This is a genomic window from Paenibacillus macerans (genome assembly GCF_050565405.1).
Taxonomy (GTDB): Bacteria; Bacillota; Bacilli; order Paenibacillales; family Paenibacillaceae; genus Fontibacillus; species Fontibacillus macerans_B.
On sequence record NZ_JBNYYG010000042.1, the window covers coordinates 30,333 to 44,599 of the forward strand.

The 14,267-nt window shown below is 55.4% G+C and carries 15 protein-coding genes and 1 riboswitch; of the genes, 4 read left to right on the forward strand and 11 right to left on the reverse strand.

All coding sequences use genetic code 11. The features are described 5' to 3' along the window. Positions 1-167: 167 nt before the first annotated feature. The 7 genes from ctaG to ACQ4N8_RS20450 all read right to left on the reverse strand — a co-directional run bounded on the left by ctaG (position 168) and on the right by ACQ4N8_RS20450 (position 7,214). Positions 168-1,133: a cytochrome c oxidase assembly factor CtaG gene (ctaG, locus tag ACQ4N8_RS20420; RefSeq protein ID WP_430706188.1), complete on the reverse strand. Its 966-nt coding sequence runs from the start codon at positions 1,131-1,133 to the stop codon at positions 168-170. 199 nt (positions 1,134-1,332) lie between these two features. Next, positions 1,333-1,653, reverse strand: coding sequence for a cytochrome C oxidase subunit IV family protein (locus tag ACQ4N8_RS20425; protein ID WP_430706189.1), 321 nt, complete (start codon positions 1,651-1,653; stop codon positions 1,333-1,335). A gap of 3 nt (positions 1,654-1,656) precedes the next feature. Then, the gene (locus ACQ4N8_RS20430) at positions 1,657-2,283 is read right to left on the reverse strand and encodes a cytochrome (ubi)quinol oxidase subunit III (RefSeq protein WP_430706190.1); all 627 of its coding nucleotides are present in this window, start codon (positions 2,281-2,283) and stop codon (positions 1,657-1,659) included. Beyond that, the gene (ctaD, locus tag ACQ4N8_RS20435; protein WP_430706202.1) at positions 2,280-4,130 is read right to left on the reverse strand and encodes a cytochrome c oxidase subunit I; all 1,851 of its coding nucleotides are present in this window, start codon (positions 4,128-4,130) and stop codon (positions 2,280-2,282) included. The genes ACQ4N8_RS20430 and ctaD overlap by 4 nt, the downstream gene beginning before the upstream one ends. Positions 4,131-4,227: 97 nt before the next feature. Then, positions 4,228-5,283 (reverse strand): cytochrome c oxidase subunit II, encoded by a 1,056-nt coding sequence (gene coxB / locus ACQ4N8_RS20440; protein WP_430706191.1) that lies wholly within the window; start codon positions 5,281-5,283, stop codon positions 4,228-4,230. Between the two features lie 850 nt (positions 5,284-6,133). Then, on the reverse strand, positions 6,134-6,883 hold the full coding sequence (map, locus tag ACQ4N8_RS20445) for a type I methionyl aminopeptidase (protein WP_430706192.1): 750 nt from the start codon (positions 6,881-6,883) through the stop codon (positions 6,134-6,136). Between the two features lie 142 nt (positions 6,884-7,025). Further along, positions 7,026-7,214, reverse strand: a complete 189-nt coding sequence (locus tag ACQ4N8_RS20450; RefSeq protein WP_059042463.1) for a hypothetical protein — start codon at positions 7,212-7,214, stop codon at positions 7,026-7,028. 269 nt (positions 7,215-7,483) lie between these two features. Here ACQ4N8_RS20450 and ACQ4N8_RS20455 point away from each other — a divergent pair, with 269 nt between their 5' ends. Both ACQ4N8_RS20455 and ACQ4N8_RS20460 read left to right on the forward strand, forming a co-directional pair. Further along, the gene (locus ACQ4N8_RS20455) at positions 7,484-8,644 is read left to right on the forward strand and encodes an MGDG synthase family glycosyltransferase (RefSeq protein WP_430706193.1); all 1,161 of its coding nucleotides are present in this window, start codon (positions 7,484-7,486) and stop codon (positions 8,642-8,644) included. Between the two features lie 39 nt (positions 8,645-8,683). Then, on the forward strand, positions 8,684-9,022 hold the full coding sequence (locus tag ACQ4N8_RS20460) for a DUF4870 domain-containing protein (protein WP_430706194.1): 339 nt from the start codon (positions 8,684-8,686) through the stop codon (positions 9,020-9,022). A 9-nt stretch (positions 9,023-9,031) separates the two neighbouring features. Here ACQ4N8_RS20460 and ACQ4N8_RS20465 read toward each other — a convergent pair whose 3' ends face one another. From ACQ4N8_RS20465 to ACQ4N8_RS20480, 4 genes are all read right to left on the reverse strand, one after another. Beyond that, positions 9,032-10,429 (reverse strand): nucleobase:cation symporter-2 family protein, encoded by a 1,398-nt coding sequence (locus ACQ4N8_RS20465; RefSeq protein WP_430706195.1) that lies wholly within the window; start codon positions 10,427-10,429, stop codon positions 9,032-9,034. A 63-nt stretch (positions 10,430-10,492) separates the two neighbouring features. Beyond that, complete coding sequence (locus ACQ4N8_RS20470) at positions 10,493-11,077, reverse strand: xanthine phosphoribosyltransferase (RefSeq protein ID WP_430706196.1); 585 nt, start codon at positions 11,075-11,077, stop codon at positions 10,493-10,495. Positions 11,078-11,233: 156 nt separating this feature from the next. Continuing rightward, positions 11,234-11,333, reverse strand: a riboswitch (purine riboswitch). 107 nt (positions 11,334-11,440) lie between these two features. Further along, entirely contained in the window at positions 11,441-11,746 is a 306-nt protein-coding gene (locus ACQ4N8_RS20475; protein WP_430706197.1) for a hypothetical protein, read from the reverse strand. A gap of 209 nt (positions 11,747-11,955) precedes the next feature. After that, the gene (locus ACQ4N8_RS20480) at positions 11,956-12,768 is read right to left on the reverse strand and encodes a zinc ribbon domain-containing protein (RefSeq protein WP_430706198.1); all 813 of its coding nucleotides are present in this window, start codon (positions 12,766-12,768) and stop codon (positions 11,956-11,958) included. Positions 12,769-12,947: 179 nt separating this feature from the next. Between ACQ4N8_RS20480 and ACQ4N8_RS20485 the strand changes: the two genes are divergently transcribed. Together ACQ4N8_RS20485 and ACQ4N8_RS20490 are read left to right on the forward strand one after the other, a co-directional pair. Then, entirely contained in the window at positions 12,948-13,130 is a 183-nt protein-coding gene (locus ACQ4N8_RS20485; protein ID WP_430706199.1) for a hypothetical protein, read from the forward strand. A gap of 20 nt (positions 13,131-13,150) precedes the next feature. Beyond that, positions 13,151-13,897 carry a GTP pyrophosphokinase gene (locus ACQ4N8_RS20490; protein ID WP_430706200.1) on the forward strand — a complete coding sequence of 249 codons (747 nt, stop codon included), beginning with the start codon at positions 13,151-13,153 and terminating at the stop codon, positions 13,895-13,897. Positions 13,898-14,267: the final 370 nt, after the last annotated feature.

Sequence of the window (14,267 nt, forward strand, 5' to 3'; positions counted from 1 at the left end):
AATAGGGCCAAATAATTCCCTTATTGAAGCCACAACTGGTCAAAAAGCCAATTTAGCGCCCTTTTGTACCGCTATCCTATTCCTTGTAATTCCTCATGAGCCCCGGGACTGCTCTTTGCGTTCACGCCAAACGGGCATGGACGTTCCTGCGCTTGCTTGGACCGCTCCTACGGCTCGCGGCGGACATTCCCATGCGGCCGCACCTGCGGCGGCGTATTTAACGGCGCCTCCAGCGCCGGAGGCGCCATGTCGTCATCCTCGGCGTTCTCGCGGTTTTCCTGCTTATACCACTGGAAGAACACGTAGGCCAGCATCGACGCAAAAATGATCTCCTGCGTGAATTTCATCAGGATGCCGCCCACCTGCTGATCGACGTCCGGCTGCAGGTAGCCAAAGAACTGCGGCCCGCCGAATTGCCGGAGCAGCATGGACGGATCGCCCGACACGCAGTACCCCATCGCCCGCGCCCAGACACTCGGATCGCTGTAGGTGGCGTAAAGCGGCTGATCCGCAAAAATGATCAACCCGCAGGCCGGCGTCAGCAGCACCATGTTCAGGAAGATAAAGCCCATTTTTTTCAATCCGTTCGCCCCGGCCCGTTCCGGCAGCGGATTTACGAGCGTCCACCACATCAACACCGCCGCAACGAACAATACGAGATAATACAACCGATGCACGCCGAAATGCAGCATCACGTAATCATGCACCACCGGAATGTGGTAAAACGAAAACAGCCCGTTAAACACGACCGCAGCCACGATCGGGTGGGTCAGGAATTTCAACGCCCGCAGCGGACTATCGGCCAGAAAGGCGGCCATCCGCCGCCAAACCCAAGGCGGCAGCCCCAGCATCAGCAGCGGCGGAGCGACCAAATAGGACATGGCCATGCTGAGCATATGAAAGCTGAACATCATGTGCCCCAGCAGTTCCACCGGACCGCCCTGGGCTACGTACAGCAGCAGTATGCCGGCTACGAACAGCGTTTTTCGCCCCGCCGAAACGTTCTCCCGCGGCGCCCATCTCCCGCCGCCCGGTCCGATCAGCACGAAATATCCCGCGGTAACCAGCAGGACCACCGCCAATAATACCGGGCTCCATACATCCGCAAAATTAAAATATTCTAATCCCAGCACGGCAAACCCTCCTTCCGCCCCGATGTTAGTTCTGTCCAAATTGTGAACGCGCCCCCAAATGCAGACAAAAACGGTGACAGCGTCCCGAAGGACGGTACCGTTTCTGCTCAATGGAGTTTCATTAGGTTTATTTTACAGCGCCGGATAAACCCGGAAAAGAGGGGGCCCGCCCAACGTGCGAGACCCGCCTCTCCAAGGTTTACCACCACATCCAGTACAAAGCGGCAATGATCGCGGTAAAAGCGACGAAAAATCCGCCGGCCATGAAGATGATCGGAATCAAATGGCCTTTATCCTTCATGTGCATCCAGTAACCGAGCTGCACCAGCACCTGCAATACCGCCATCACCAGCAGTAAAATCACGGTAAAGGCGGTGTTGACGCCGCCGGCCGCAACCGCCGCGAAAGCGATCAACGTCAAGATGATGGAGAAAATGAACGCGATGATATGTTTTTCCGGACCTTCATGCCGCTGACGGTGTTTGACCGCCTGCGTGCCGTTCGATTCCTGATTGGTCATCCGTTAAACCACCTTTCCGAGCAGGTAGACAACCGTGAAAATGAAAACCCACACGACGTCGATAAAGTGCCAGTAAATAGCCGACACATAAACCTTCGGCGCCGTAACGACGGTCAGGCCTTTCTTGAACAATTGGCCGATCAGCAGCGAAATCCACAGGATCCCGAACAACACGTGAGCTCCGTGGAACCCGACCAGCGTATAGAATGCCGAGCTGAACGCACTTGTCGTCATCCCGTATTCTTCATGCAGGACATATTCGGCAAACTCGTAAATCTCCAGGATCAGGAACGCCAGGCCGAGCAATACCGTGACGGCCAACCAGCCGGACAGCTTCCTTTTGTCGCCGCGGTGCATCGCCTGGATGGCGAACACGCTCGTCAAGCTGCTGACCAGCAGGATAAACGTGGCGGCCGCCGTCATTGGCAGATTGAACAGTTCGCTGGCGGATGGGCCGTCGGCGATTTGATTCCGCAGCGTCAGGAAAGTGGCAAACAGCGTACCGAACAATACAGCCTCGCCCCCGAGAAACAACCAAAAGCCCAGGATCTTGTTGCGGCCTTCCAGCGTCGCCTTCTCCGGCTCATGCGGCAGCGTGCCGGCCGCGTGCGATGTATGCGGTGTAGTCATGCTTTGACCCCCTTCCCATTCAGTTCATCCGGTTCGATGTGCCAGCCGTGGTCGTCGAACAACGAACGGAGCAGCATCGACAGGAAGGTGATCGCCAGGCCGATCCCGACTACGATATAGTTGTTGAACAGGAAGTTCATCAATCCGTTGCCGAAATCGTCATTGGTGAACATGAAGCCCAAACCGGCGATGAACAAGCCGACCGACATCACGAACGGAAGAATCGTCGGGGACGGCATATGGATCGGTCCGACCGGCTCCGCAGGCGTCATCTCCTGGTTTCCGGCCATTTTCTCTTTCCAGAACGCGTCGATGCCGCGTACCAGGGGAATTTGCTTGAAGTTGTATTCTTCCGGCGGCGAAGGAATCGCCCATTCCAGCGTGCGCCCATCTTCCCAAACGTCGCCCGGAACGCCCTTCGGCTGTCTGGCCGTGATCCCGATGTTGATCAGGAACATAATCACGCCTACGCCCATCAGGAACGCGCCGACCGTACTGATCAGGTTCATCAGATCAAAGCCCTGATTCGGCAAGTACGTAAAGACGCGGCGCTGCATCCCGATCAAGCCGAGGAAATGCTGAATGAAGAACGTCATGTGGAAGCCGATAATAAACGTCCAGAACTCTACTTTGCCAAGCTTTTCGCTTAACATGCGGCCGAACATCTTCGGCCACCAGTAATGCAGTCCGGCGAACAACCCGAGTACCAAACCGCCGACGATGACGTAATGGAAATGCGCTACGACGAAATACGTATCATGGTATTGGTAATCCGCAGGCGCCGAAGCCAGCATCACGCCGGTGACCCCGCCCATGACGAACGTCGGGATGAAACCGGAGGCAAACAGGTTTGCCGTCGTGAACCGGATTTGCCCGCCCCACATGGTGAACAGCCAGTTGAAGATTTTGATCCCCGTCGGAACGGCGATCAGCATCGTGGCGATGGAGAACAGCGCGTTGGCGACCGGCCCCATCCCCGTCGTGAACATATGGTGCGCCCAGACCATGAAGCCGAGGAAGGCGATCAGGATCGTGGCGAACACCATCGAGCTATATCCGAATAGCCGCTTGCGCGAGAACGTACTCACGACTTCGGAAATCACGCCGAAGGCCGGCAAAATTAAAATGTACACTTCGGGGTGACCGAAAATCCAGAAAATATGCTGCCACAACACCGGGTTGCCGCCGCTTTCAACATTAAAAAAGTTAGCGCCGAGAATCCGGTCGAACGTCAGCAGGACGAGCCCTACCGTAATCGCCGGAAAAGCGAACAGAATCATCGCCGACGTCACGAAGGTGGTCCAGGTAAACATCGGCATGCGCATGAAGGACATGCCCGGAGCGCGCATCGTAATGATCGTGGCCAGGAAATTGATGCCGCCGATCAACGTGCCGAGACCGGCAATCTGCAGGCCGATCGTATAGAAGTCGACCCCGTGCGTCAAGCTGTAAGTCGTTGACGACAGCGGCGTATAGGAGGTCCAGCCGGCATCCGGGGCGCCGCCCATAATCCAGCTGAGGTTCAGCAGCAAGCCGCCGAACAGGAACGTCCAAAATCCGAGCGCGTTCAAAAAAGGAAATGCCACGTCGCGTGCCCCGATCTGCAGCGGAATCACCGCATTCATCAAGGCGAAGATGACGGGCATGACGCCAAGGAAAATCATCGTCGTGCCGTGCATCGTAATCAATTCGTTAAACTGCTGCGCGGTAACAAAATCGTTCATCGGTTTGGCAAGCTGTACGCGGATCAGCAGCGCTTCGATCCCGCCGATTCCGAAGAAGAAGCCGCCCGCCACTAAATACAAAATGGCGATTTTCTTATGATCGACCGTCGTTAACCAGTCCATCAACCCCTTGTGCCGCTTGACACTGTGAGCATGAGCCAAGGTTTGTACCTCCTTTAAATTCCTATCTCATCCATGCCGTCCTAAGAGGCACTCAAGATCAATATGATAATTTGCTGTTCGCCAAATAGTCGGCGATCGCTTCGATCTCCGCATCCGTCAGCCCGAGATCTTCCTTCGGATTTGGCATTTTGTTGCCCGGTTTCACTTTTTGCGGATCTGTCAGCCATTCCACCAAATTATCCTTGACCGGCTTGCCGTCGATCGGCTTGCCCGATGCTTCCGCATTATGTAGAATGCTCGCCACCGTTTCCCTGCTGCCGATGCCCGTCAGGTTAGGCCCGACAGGACCGCCTTGGTCGCCTACCGCGTGGCAGCTCAAGCATTGCGACTTGAACACTTCGGCCACGGCCGGATCCTGGATCGTTTGCACCGGAGCTTTCATCGCGTCAACCCAACGATCGAACGACTCCTGGCTAACCGCTTTGACTTTGAATTCCATGAAGGCATGGGATTTCCCGCACAGCTCGGCGCACTTCCCGAGGTAAACCCCTTCGTTCGTGGCTTCCAGCCAAGCTTTATTGATCGTTCCGTCCGTGTTCGTATCGGTTTTGCCGCCGAGCGAAGGAACCCAGAAGGAATGCAGCACATCGGCCGTTTTCAGCTCGAGCGCGATTTTCTTGCCCGTCGGAATGATCAGATCCTGGGCCGTCGTAATGCCGTATTCCGGATAGGTGAACTCCCACCAGAACAAATGCGACGTTACTTTCACTTTTACAGCGTTTGCATCTTTCGAGTAGTCCTCCCCAAACGCAAACACCTTCTGTACCGTAGCAACCGCCAGAATCAGCACGAGGACCAGCGGAATGGCCGTCCAAATGATCTCCAGCTTATGGTTGCCTTCGACTTGTTTCGGAATTTCGGTTTGCCCCGGCTTGCGGCGGAACTTGATCCACACATAAGCGGCGATCCCGAAAACAATCAGCATCACGACCACCATGATCGTGATCGACAGCGTAATTAACCCGAGTTGCCCCTCTGCTACCGGTCCCTGTGGTCTGAGCACGGACAAATCTTCGCGGCCGCATGCGGACAGGAGGAGCGATAGCGCAAACAAAGGCAACAGCCGCTTTACAGCCTTCCACGGTTTCATCATTCATCTACCCCACTTCTTACGTTTTCTTCCGTTGCATCACAAGGATTTCCAGCTGAACCAGCCTAAAAATCTACCCGCCTATCACGGAAACTGCATTCCTGTCAATTACAACAATCACCTATTAAATATATGATCGAACCCCTGTTTTGTCAATGATTCAGGGGGAGTTCACAAATTGTTCAAAAAGCCCGAAAGGCGCATCACAAAAGGTTTTGTTAGCGTTTTCTACGTTTCGAAGGCTGTCGAAAGGGCTGCCAATTGTGAACGCTTCTTCGCGTTTTTCAGCCTTTTTTCGCTCCGCTTCATTTTTGACATTTCTTTAAACTTTATTTCACTGTTGTGTGAATTCATAAATTCAGGCTTATTACATCAAGCGATTGCTTCCGTTGCGGATTCTTTCAACACACTATGGAATGGATGAAGCAAGAAATGTGAATAGGGGGCTAAATCGGAGAAAACAGCTTTGAAAGCTTAGGCTAGGCCCGGCCGAAAACAAGATCCGATGCCGAATACGCTTCATACTGACGGCGTCCTATAGCGAAGCGACTTCCACGTAACGTAGCGGACCGAGATGACCTTATTCGCCCATTTCCCGGCTATTTCCCGCTGTATCGGACTCCAGAGACCTTATTGGGCTCTCAAGGCGGCCATTTAGCCCCTTTTGACCGAAATAAGGTCTCCTCGGTCCGTTAAAATTGCAAAATGTCCAAATGAGAGCTAATAGAGGCTCTGGGGTCCGTTAGCTCGCGCACCACCACGGTTACTGCCGCAACCGATAACCCGCGGCATACCGCTTTACCCCGAGGCGGAGCAAAAAAAAAAGAGAGCTGCGCTCTCTTTTGCTCTCTTCTCAGTTCGTCAACACCACCGGCCCCTCTTCCGTAATGGCCAGCGTATGCTCATAATGGGCGCCAAGGCTACCGTCCGCGGTCCGGATCGTCCAACCGTCGTCCTCCCATAGCACGGCTCCCGTCTCGCCTCCGGTAAAGATCGGCTCGATCGTAATGACCATGCCCGGCTGCAGCGTTACGCCGCTGCGCGGTCGGCCGAAATTCGGCACGTCCGGCGCTTCGTGCATCATCCGTCCGATGCCATGGCCGATCAGCGGCTTGACGATGCCGATGTGCGCGGATTGTGCCACGCGCTGCACCGCATAACCGATATCGCCGATTTTTTGTCCCGCCTTCGCTGCCCCGATGCCGGCCATCAAGGCCTTTTCGGTCTCCGTCAGCAGCTTCTCCGCTTCGTCGCTCACTGTCCCGATCCGGTAGGACCAGCCGGAATCGGCCAGCCAGCCGTTTTTATTGACGACGATGTCGATCGTCACGATATCTCCCTGCTGCAGCTTGCGCTCTCCGGGAAAACCGTGGCATACCACATCGTTGATCGATGCGCACGTGGCGAACGGAAACCCCCGGTACCCTTTCTGCTCCGGGGTCGCGCCCCGCCCCGCCAAAAACGACTCCACAAAGCCGTCGATTTCCAGCGTTGAAATCCCAGGTCCGATCATTTTGCCGATTTCGCGGTGGCATTCCGCCAAAATGCTTCCCGCCTCCCGGATCCGGGCGATCTCCTCCTTCGATTTTAAACGTACCTTCACGTCCCGATTCTCCTCCCGCGGTGCCAATGGATTGATGTGTCGCGTTGTTTCCAATGGTTTAATATATGTTGTCATACAAGAAAAAAAACGTCCCGGGCGCCTAATGTGTGCGCCGGAACGGTCGTAAGCTTACTCTTCTGGGTCAGGAAACGGATGAATCCAGCTTCCCAAGCTCATGTTCAACTAGGTGGGTCAATTCCTCTTCGTAGCCGCCCATAATGCGATATTTGCGGACATATTCTTTCACGAACTTTTTCGGATCTTTCGGTTTGAAGATTCGGGTCATTTCCCGTAAACTTTCTTTCACTTCATCATGACCTTTCGTTGCCATACTAATTCCCTCCCAGAACGCTTAAGGTAAATGCTCCGATTTTGAGAACGCCGAAAAGTGTTTGTTCAATTCATGAAGTCGGTGCCGGCAATTTGCTTGGAAAGACCTCCTATTGTCTTATTGTAACATATTCAACATCAGGTTTCAGCTTTCTTCCAAACATACATTTTTTATCCGATTTCCTCATTAATATTTATAAGTTGGACTAAAGGGTAAAATACAGGTACGATTCCATCGCCGGTTGTTTTGACTTGAAGAGGAGTGATCGCATGGCTTATCAATCGCCGAAAATCATCATTTTATATGCCAGTTACGGAGACGGCCATTATCAAGCGTCCAAAGCGATCGAAGCGGGCTTTCGCCGGAAAGGCGTCCCGGATGTCGTCCTGCTCGATTTGATGGCCGAAGCCCATCCGCTGCTTAATGAGTTGACCAAATTCGTCTATTTGCAAAGCTTCAAAACGATCCCTTCCCTTTATGGCTGGGTGTACAATGCCACCAAGGAAATGCAGCCGGAGGCTTCGCTTCTGGGGGTCGTCAATTCCTTTGGCCTTGGTAAGCTGCGGCAAACGCTCAAAAAAGCCCGACCCGACCTGATCATTCATACCTTCCCCCAACTGGCGATGCCCAAGCTGCTGAAACGGACCGGCCAATCCCTGCCGCTAGTGAACATCGTCACCGATTTCGACCTGCACGGACGCTGGATCCACCCCGGCGTGGACCGATACTACGTGCCAACCGACGACATGAAGCAGGAAATGATCGCCCGCGGCATCGTCGAGGACCGCATCCTGGTCAGCGGCATTCCGCTGAAACCGGACTTCTGCCGGCCGCAGGAGCAACCCCATAAAGTGATAAGACAGCTAGACCCGGGCAAAAAAACGGTTCTGCTGATGGCCGGCGCTTACGGCCTCATGACGGGAATCCGCTTGATCTGCGAGCGGTTGGCCGCCGGCGGGTATCAGGTCGTGGTCGTATGCGGACGCAACGAGGAACTATATCGCGGCCTGCGCCAGCATCTGGGCGCGGAACCCGCGGTACACCTGCTGGGTTATGTCCAGGATGTAGCCGGACTGATGCGGGCCAGCGACTGCATCGTGACGAAGCCCGGAGGGATCACGCTGTCGGAGGCGCTGGCTTGCTCCCTGCCCGTATTCATCTATCGCCCCGTTCCCGGTCAGGAACTGAACAACGCGCTTTACCTCGCGCGGAAGGGCATCGCCCGAATCGCCCGGAACCCCGCCATGCTCGCCGCTCAAATCGAGGCCCTGTTAAGCGACGCGGCCCAGGTTTCCGCGCTGCGCCGGGAAATGGAGAACCTCCGCAAGCCCGAGGCCGCGGAGGTGATCGTAAACGATATTTTACAGCAGTGGTTTTCGCCGGAGCCGGCCAAGCTGGTTCTTTCGGGAGAGGGCTCGTCATACATTTAGTTGTAAGACATCCTCTATACGGAAAGAAGGTCTGAACCCATGTCCCCTTTCAAATCTTCCACCGGATTATACGAAAATGTAGCCGGATTTTTGTGTTACCTGTTTGCGTTCGTCGGCGGAATCGTCTTTCTCGCCCTGGAGCGAAGAAGCCGGTTCGTGTTGTTCCATGCCCTGCAATCGTCCATGCTGTTCGGCGGGCTAATGTTGGCCCATGCCTTGTCCGGCTTCCTGCCGGTCATCGGCGTCGTGGTCAATCTGCTCCTCACCCTGCTTGGCGTGACGCTCTGGATCGTGCTTATGCTCGCTTCGATCCGGGGCAAGTGGCTGAAGCTCCCCTGGATCGGCGAGCTGGCCGAGAAACAACTGCAGCGGATGTGAAGTTCGGCGTTAACGGCCGGCTTGTCCGGCGGCGGCAGCCGGCTCGGCTTGAGCAACGTCCGTCGCCGTTCCATCCTTCTCCGTTTCCGCAGCCGCCGTCCGATGCCCGTTAAGTCCATTGAACAACAGGTTCAGCACGATCGCCGTAAAGCTGCCCGCCACGATGCCGTTGTCCACCAGGATCCGCAGCGCGGCCGGCAGTTGGTCGAAAATCTCCGGCAGCACGGTGACGCCGAGTCCCATGCCGACGGAGCAGGCAATAATCAGCAAGTTCTCATGACGGTTCAAATCGACTTGGTCGCCGAGCATCCGGATACCGGAGGACAACACAAGCCCGAACAGCGCGATCATCGCCCCGCCGAGCACCGACGTCGGCACGAGCTGCGTTAGCGCGGCGATCTTCGGCACAAAGCCGATCAAGATCAAGAGCGCGCCGGCGACGACGATCACGTCGCGGGTTTTGACCCGGCTCATCTGGACGAGCCCGACGTTTTGCGAATACGTCGTATACGGGAACGAGTTAAAAATCCCCCCGAGCATAATTGCCAGGCCTTCCGCACGGTAACCTCGCGTCAAATCCTTCCCGGTGATCTCTTTATCCACGATTTTGCCAAGCGCCATAAACACGCCGGTCGATTCGGCCACGCTGACGATCGCCACGAGGATCATCGTCAGGATCGCCGAAGCGTGGAACGTCGGCTTGCCGAAGTAAAACGGCTGAACCGCATGGAACCAGCCCGCATCCTTGAGCGGCGTCAAGTCCACCTTACCGGCCATTGCGGCCGCCAGCGTGCCGGCTATCAGGCCGAGCAGCACGGAGATGGAGCGCGGGAACCCTTTGGCGAAGCGGTTCATCAAGATGACGAACAGCAGTACGCCAAAGCCAAGCGCAAGGTTCAATGGGCTGCCGAAATCCGGGTTCTCCCCCGGACTTCCGCCGCCCAGGTCCGAGATGGCCACCGGAATCAACGTGACGCCGATGATCGTCACGACCGAGCCGGTCACCACCGGAGGGAATAGGGCGATCAGCTTGCCGAACAACCCGGCAAACAGAAAGACGAATAGCCCCGAGGCGATAATCGCGCCGTAGATGGCCGATACGCCGGCGCCGTCCTCGAGCCCGATGGCGATCATCGGCGACACCGCTTGAAAGGCGCAGCCAAGCATCACCGGAAGGCCGATGCCGAACAGGCGGTTGCCCCACACCTGAAGCAGCGTGGCGACGCCGCAGGCAAGCAGATCGATCGCGATCAGGTACGTCAGCTGCTGCTGCGTGAAATGAAGCGCGCCGCCGACGATCAGCGGCACGATCACCGCGCCGGCATACATCGCCAGCACGTGCTGAAGACCCAGCGACAGCGTCTTGAGCGGGTGTCGATTGATTTGAAAAATACGTTCGCGTTCCATTGGTAAACGTTCCTCCCCGAAATCTCTATATTTCATGCCATGAACCAATCATAAGAAAAAAAGCTATTCGTTCAGCTCCTCGACGAACGTAACGGCCCCGTCGTCCAGCGAGGCGATCCGCACCAGCGAATCGACGCGGTAGCCCGCCTCCGTCAGCAGCCTTGCGCCCGGCTGGAACGATTTCTCGATCACGATGCCGATGCCGGCCACGCCGGCTCCGGCTTTCTCCACGATGCGGGCCAGTCCGAAGGCAGCCTCGCCGTTTGCCAAAAAGTCGTCCACGATCAACACCCGGTCCGCCCCGGACAGAAACTTTTTCGAGACCGTGATCTCGTTCGTTTCCCGTTTGGTGAACGAGTACACTTTTTCCACCAGAATATCGTCCTTGAGCGTCAGCGACTGGTGCTTGCGCGCAAAAATCATCGGCACGTTCAGCTCGAGAGCCGTCATGATCGCCGGGGCAATCCCCGAGGACTCGATCGTCAGCACCTTCGTGATGCCTTCGCCGGCAAACCGCCGGGCAAATTCGCGCCCCACTTCCTTCATCAGTACCGGATCCATCTGATGGTTGAGGAAGGAGTCGACCTTCAGCACCTGGTTTCCGAGTACGATCCCTTCCGTCATGACTTTGTCCTTAAGCAGTTTCACTACGGTTTCCCCCTTTGTTCGTTCACCTAGAATCGCATAAACGCAAAAAAAGCCCATTCCCCAATCGGAAATGGACACATGCAAACAGAAATCGCCCTATGTAATGACCCGGACGGACCAGCCCAAGCAACTCCAAGCTCCCCCACAGTCCGGATAAATTCATAGAGTTCTTCCCGTAGTCCGATCATTCCGGTGATCAGGTAGAGACATGCAGGCCGATTCCTGCACTTATACGAGAAAACGATGAATATCATTGGCACACAATGTTAGAAGTATAACGCAGACTGTCTGTGAAAAGGAAGAGGGATTTCGTGGGTTTATTGAAAATTTTTCAAAGATTTTCGTTTTTATCTTGCTGCGTCCTTACAACGGTTTAGGCTCCCTTGGCAGCAAATTGGTCAGCAGCGACTTCAATTCGCCGTCCTCCTTGTAGCTCTTCTCTCCCGTGTCGAGGCGGCGGACCCGGATCTCGCTGTAATCCGCGCCGGCTTCCGTCGGCTTGAATACCAGGCTCTGCCGATCTTCCAGACGCAGCTTGTAACCCATTTCCGCGAACATTTGCAGAAAATCGCTTTCCTCCGGCACCTTGCCTTTGTCGAGAAAAATCAGTCCCCGCAGCTCCTTCACGCCATCCTTATGTACCACATCAAAATGAACGATGCATTCCACAACGCTTCACGCTCCTAACTTTATGGTGATGCGGTTAATAGTTTCCCCCGCGCCTTGCGGGATCATCCGCCGCCGACTGACGGTTCGAGGCGGCTTTCGAGGCAGCCCTCCTGCCCCAAAAGCAAAACCGCATCTTACTTTATACTACGAACGACTCCCCGCCGCTGCGGAGAACTTTATTACAACCTGGTGAACATTTGCCGTTAACGTCAGATTTGCTCCGCGCCGCAATGCGGACACCATTTCGTACCCTTCACCAACGTCGACGAGCAAATTTGGCATTTGAAGACCGCCACGCCGTTTTCGCTCTCTTCGGCTTCTTCTTCGCGAGGCTGGGCATTATGCGTCCAGCTGCGAATGCGCCGGTCCAGCTCCTCCTGCCGCTTGCGCTCCCGCTCCAGATTTCGCTGCAGGCGCGCTTCCTCCTCGGGATCGACCGGGACCTCCGGCGCGATCGGGGCGGCCGGTTCAGGAACCGCGACAGCTTCCCGATGCTCCGCTTTATCCTTGAGCAGGTTAGCCGCACGCAGCAGCTTATCCAGCTCGTCGACCTTCTTCTCCTCCGGTACGGCCGGTTCGGCGCTCACCGCAACCGGATCGAAGGACGGCGATTGGGCGGACTCCCTGGAAGGTTCGACGAGCTCCGCCGGCAGGATCGGCTTCGCCTTCTTCACCAGCTTATGTCCGCAGTACTGGCAGAACAAGGCGTCCTCCGTGACGTTGCGGCCGCAAGCGCCGCATAGCCGTTCGTTCTTGAGCTCGGCGATTTTGGCCCGGACCTCGTCCCGCTCCTCCGTCAGCAAATCGCAGGTTTTGGCCAACTCGAGCATCTCCTGCTCTGCCTGGGACATGTCCTTTCTCCGGTAACCTTCGTAGAAAACCTCGCCCATTTTTTGATAATACAAACCAAGTTCGCGTTCGATATTTGAAATTTGCGTGTTCAGTTTTCCGATTTCCACGACATTTTGCGCGCGATCGGTTACCTTGCCCGCACCATCTTTTAACCTTTGTAAAATATTCATGCCATGATTCCTCCCCGCGAAATATTCATTATCATACCAGATTTTGCACGCCCGTGAAAACCGACCTCCGACTTAGGAAGCGCCTTCTCCGGGATCGAGACGGCGTTTCTCCTCCATTTATCAACTTTGATTTCGAACGTCCGCGCAAGGTACAATATGGGAGAAGTCATTCAAATTCATTGGCCGTTCAAAAGATCGGAGGTTGTCGGCCGGCGCCTTACCGCCAAGCCTATCCGCCGCTAGATGTGCAGCAACGCCGCCCGGCTGGAAACGGGATTGCGGATTACGCGAATGAATCCGCGCCGAAGGCGGCCTGGACGTTCCTAACGGCAGTCAGCCATGCGGCTCTCCCGATTATTTGAACGGCCCCTAACAGGAGTAGATGATACTGAGCATATCAAGCACGAGTCCCCAAGACGGCCTGTCATCGCAGTTGGATTTAAGGGAACTTTATCAATGGGAGATCGGTGACGATGCGCTGCGTAAGCTGGAGGAGTGGAAGAAACTCCCCTTCCTGTACCAGCTTGCACTCGATGAACTGAAGAACAAAATCAAGCTGATCCAGACGGAATGGAAAATTCATAACGGCTATAGCCCGATCGAACATATCAAAACGCGGATCAAGGAGCCGAAGAGCATCCTCGACAAGCTGGAGCGCAAAGGACTGGACATGACCGTCGACAGTATGGTCAACCAAATCCACGATATCGCCGGCATGCGGATCGTGTTCTCGTTCGTCCGGGATATTTACAGTTTGCTGGACCATCTCCAGCACCGGGAAGACATCAAAGTGCTGGAAGTGAAGGACTACATCGAAAAGCCGAAACCCAACGGCTATCAAAGCCTGCACCTCATCGTGGCGGTGCCGCTTACCTTGTTCGAAGGCCAGCGATGGATGAAGGTCGAAATTCAGATGCGCACGCTCGCCATGGATTTCTGGGCCAGCATGGAGCATATCCTGTATTACAAATACGACAAGCAGGTACCGCCCCACGTCGTCACCGAGCTCTCCGAGGCCGCCAAAGCCGCCGACGCGCTGGACAAAAAAATGCATGGCCTGCGCAAAGAAATCATGGGCGTCTCCGAAGCCCCTTTGCCGGAACGGACCGGCGAGGAGCCGGGGCTGTAAGCCGATGGCCGGCGGGGGTAGCGCGTTATGCGGAGTGTCGTGCGAGAGTGCAAAAGAGCTTAATGCGAAGAGTATTAGTTGCGATAAAAAGCGAGATCCCGCTAGATGCGGCATCTCGCTTTCTTATTTTGTAGGCACACGCAGGTGGGAGCGAGTGAAAATGTTGTATTATGTACAACATTCGAAAGGCCTAGCCAGGCACCGCGCCGCCAAAGGGCCGGCGGGACGCGGTACACGGTACGCGTTAGTTTAACGCGCTACCCTCGAGTGCGGCGCAGCGGGGCGGCCGACTTCTTAATTAACAAGTGAAAAGGAGATAAGAGGGTTCTATCCGTATTCAAAAAAATAGCATGTTGAAGAGACGTTGGAT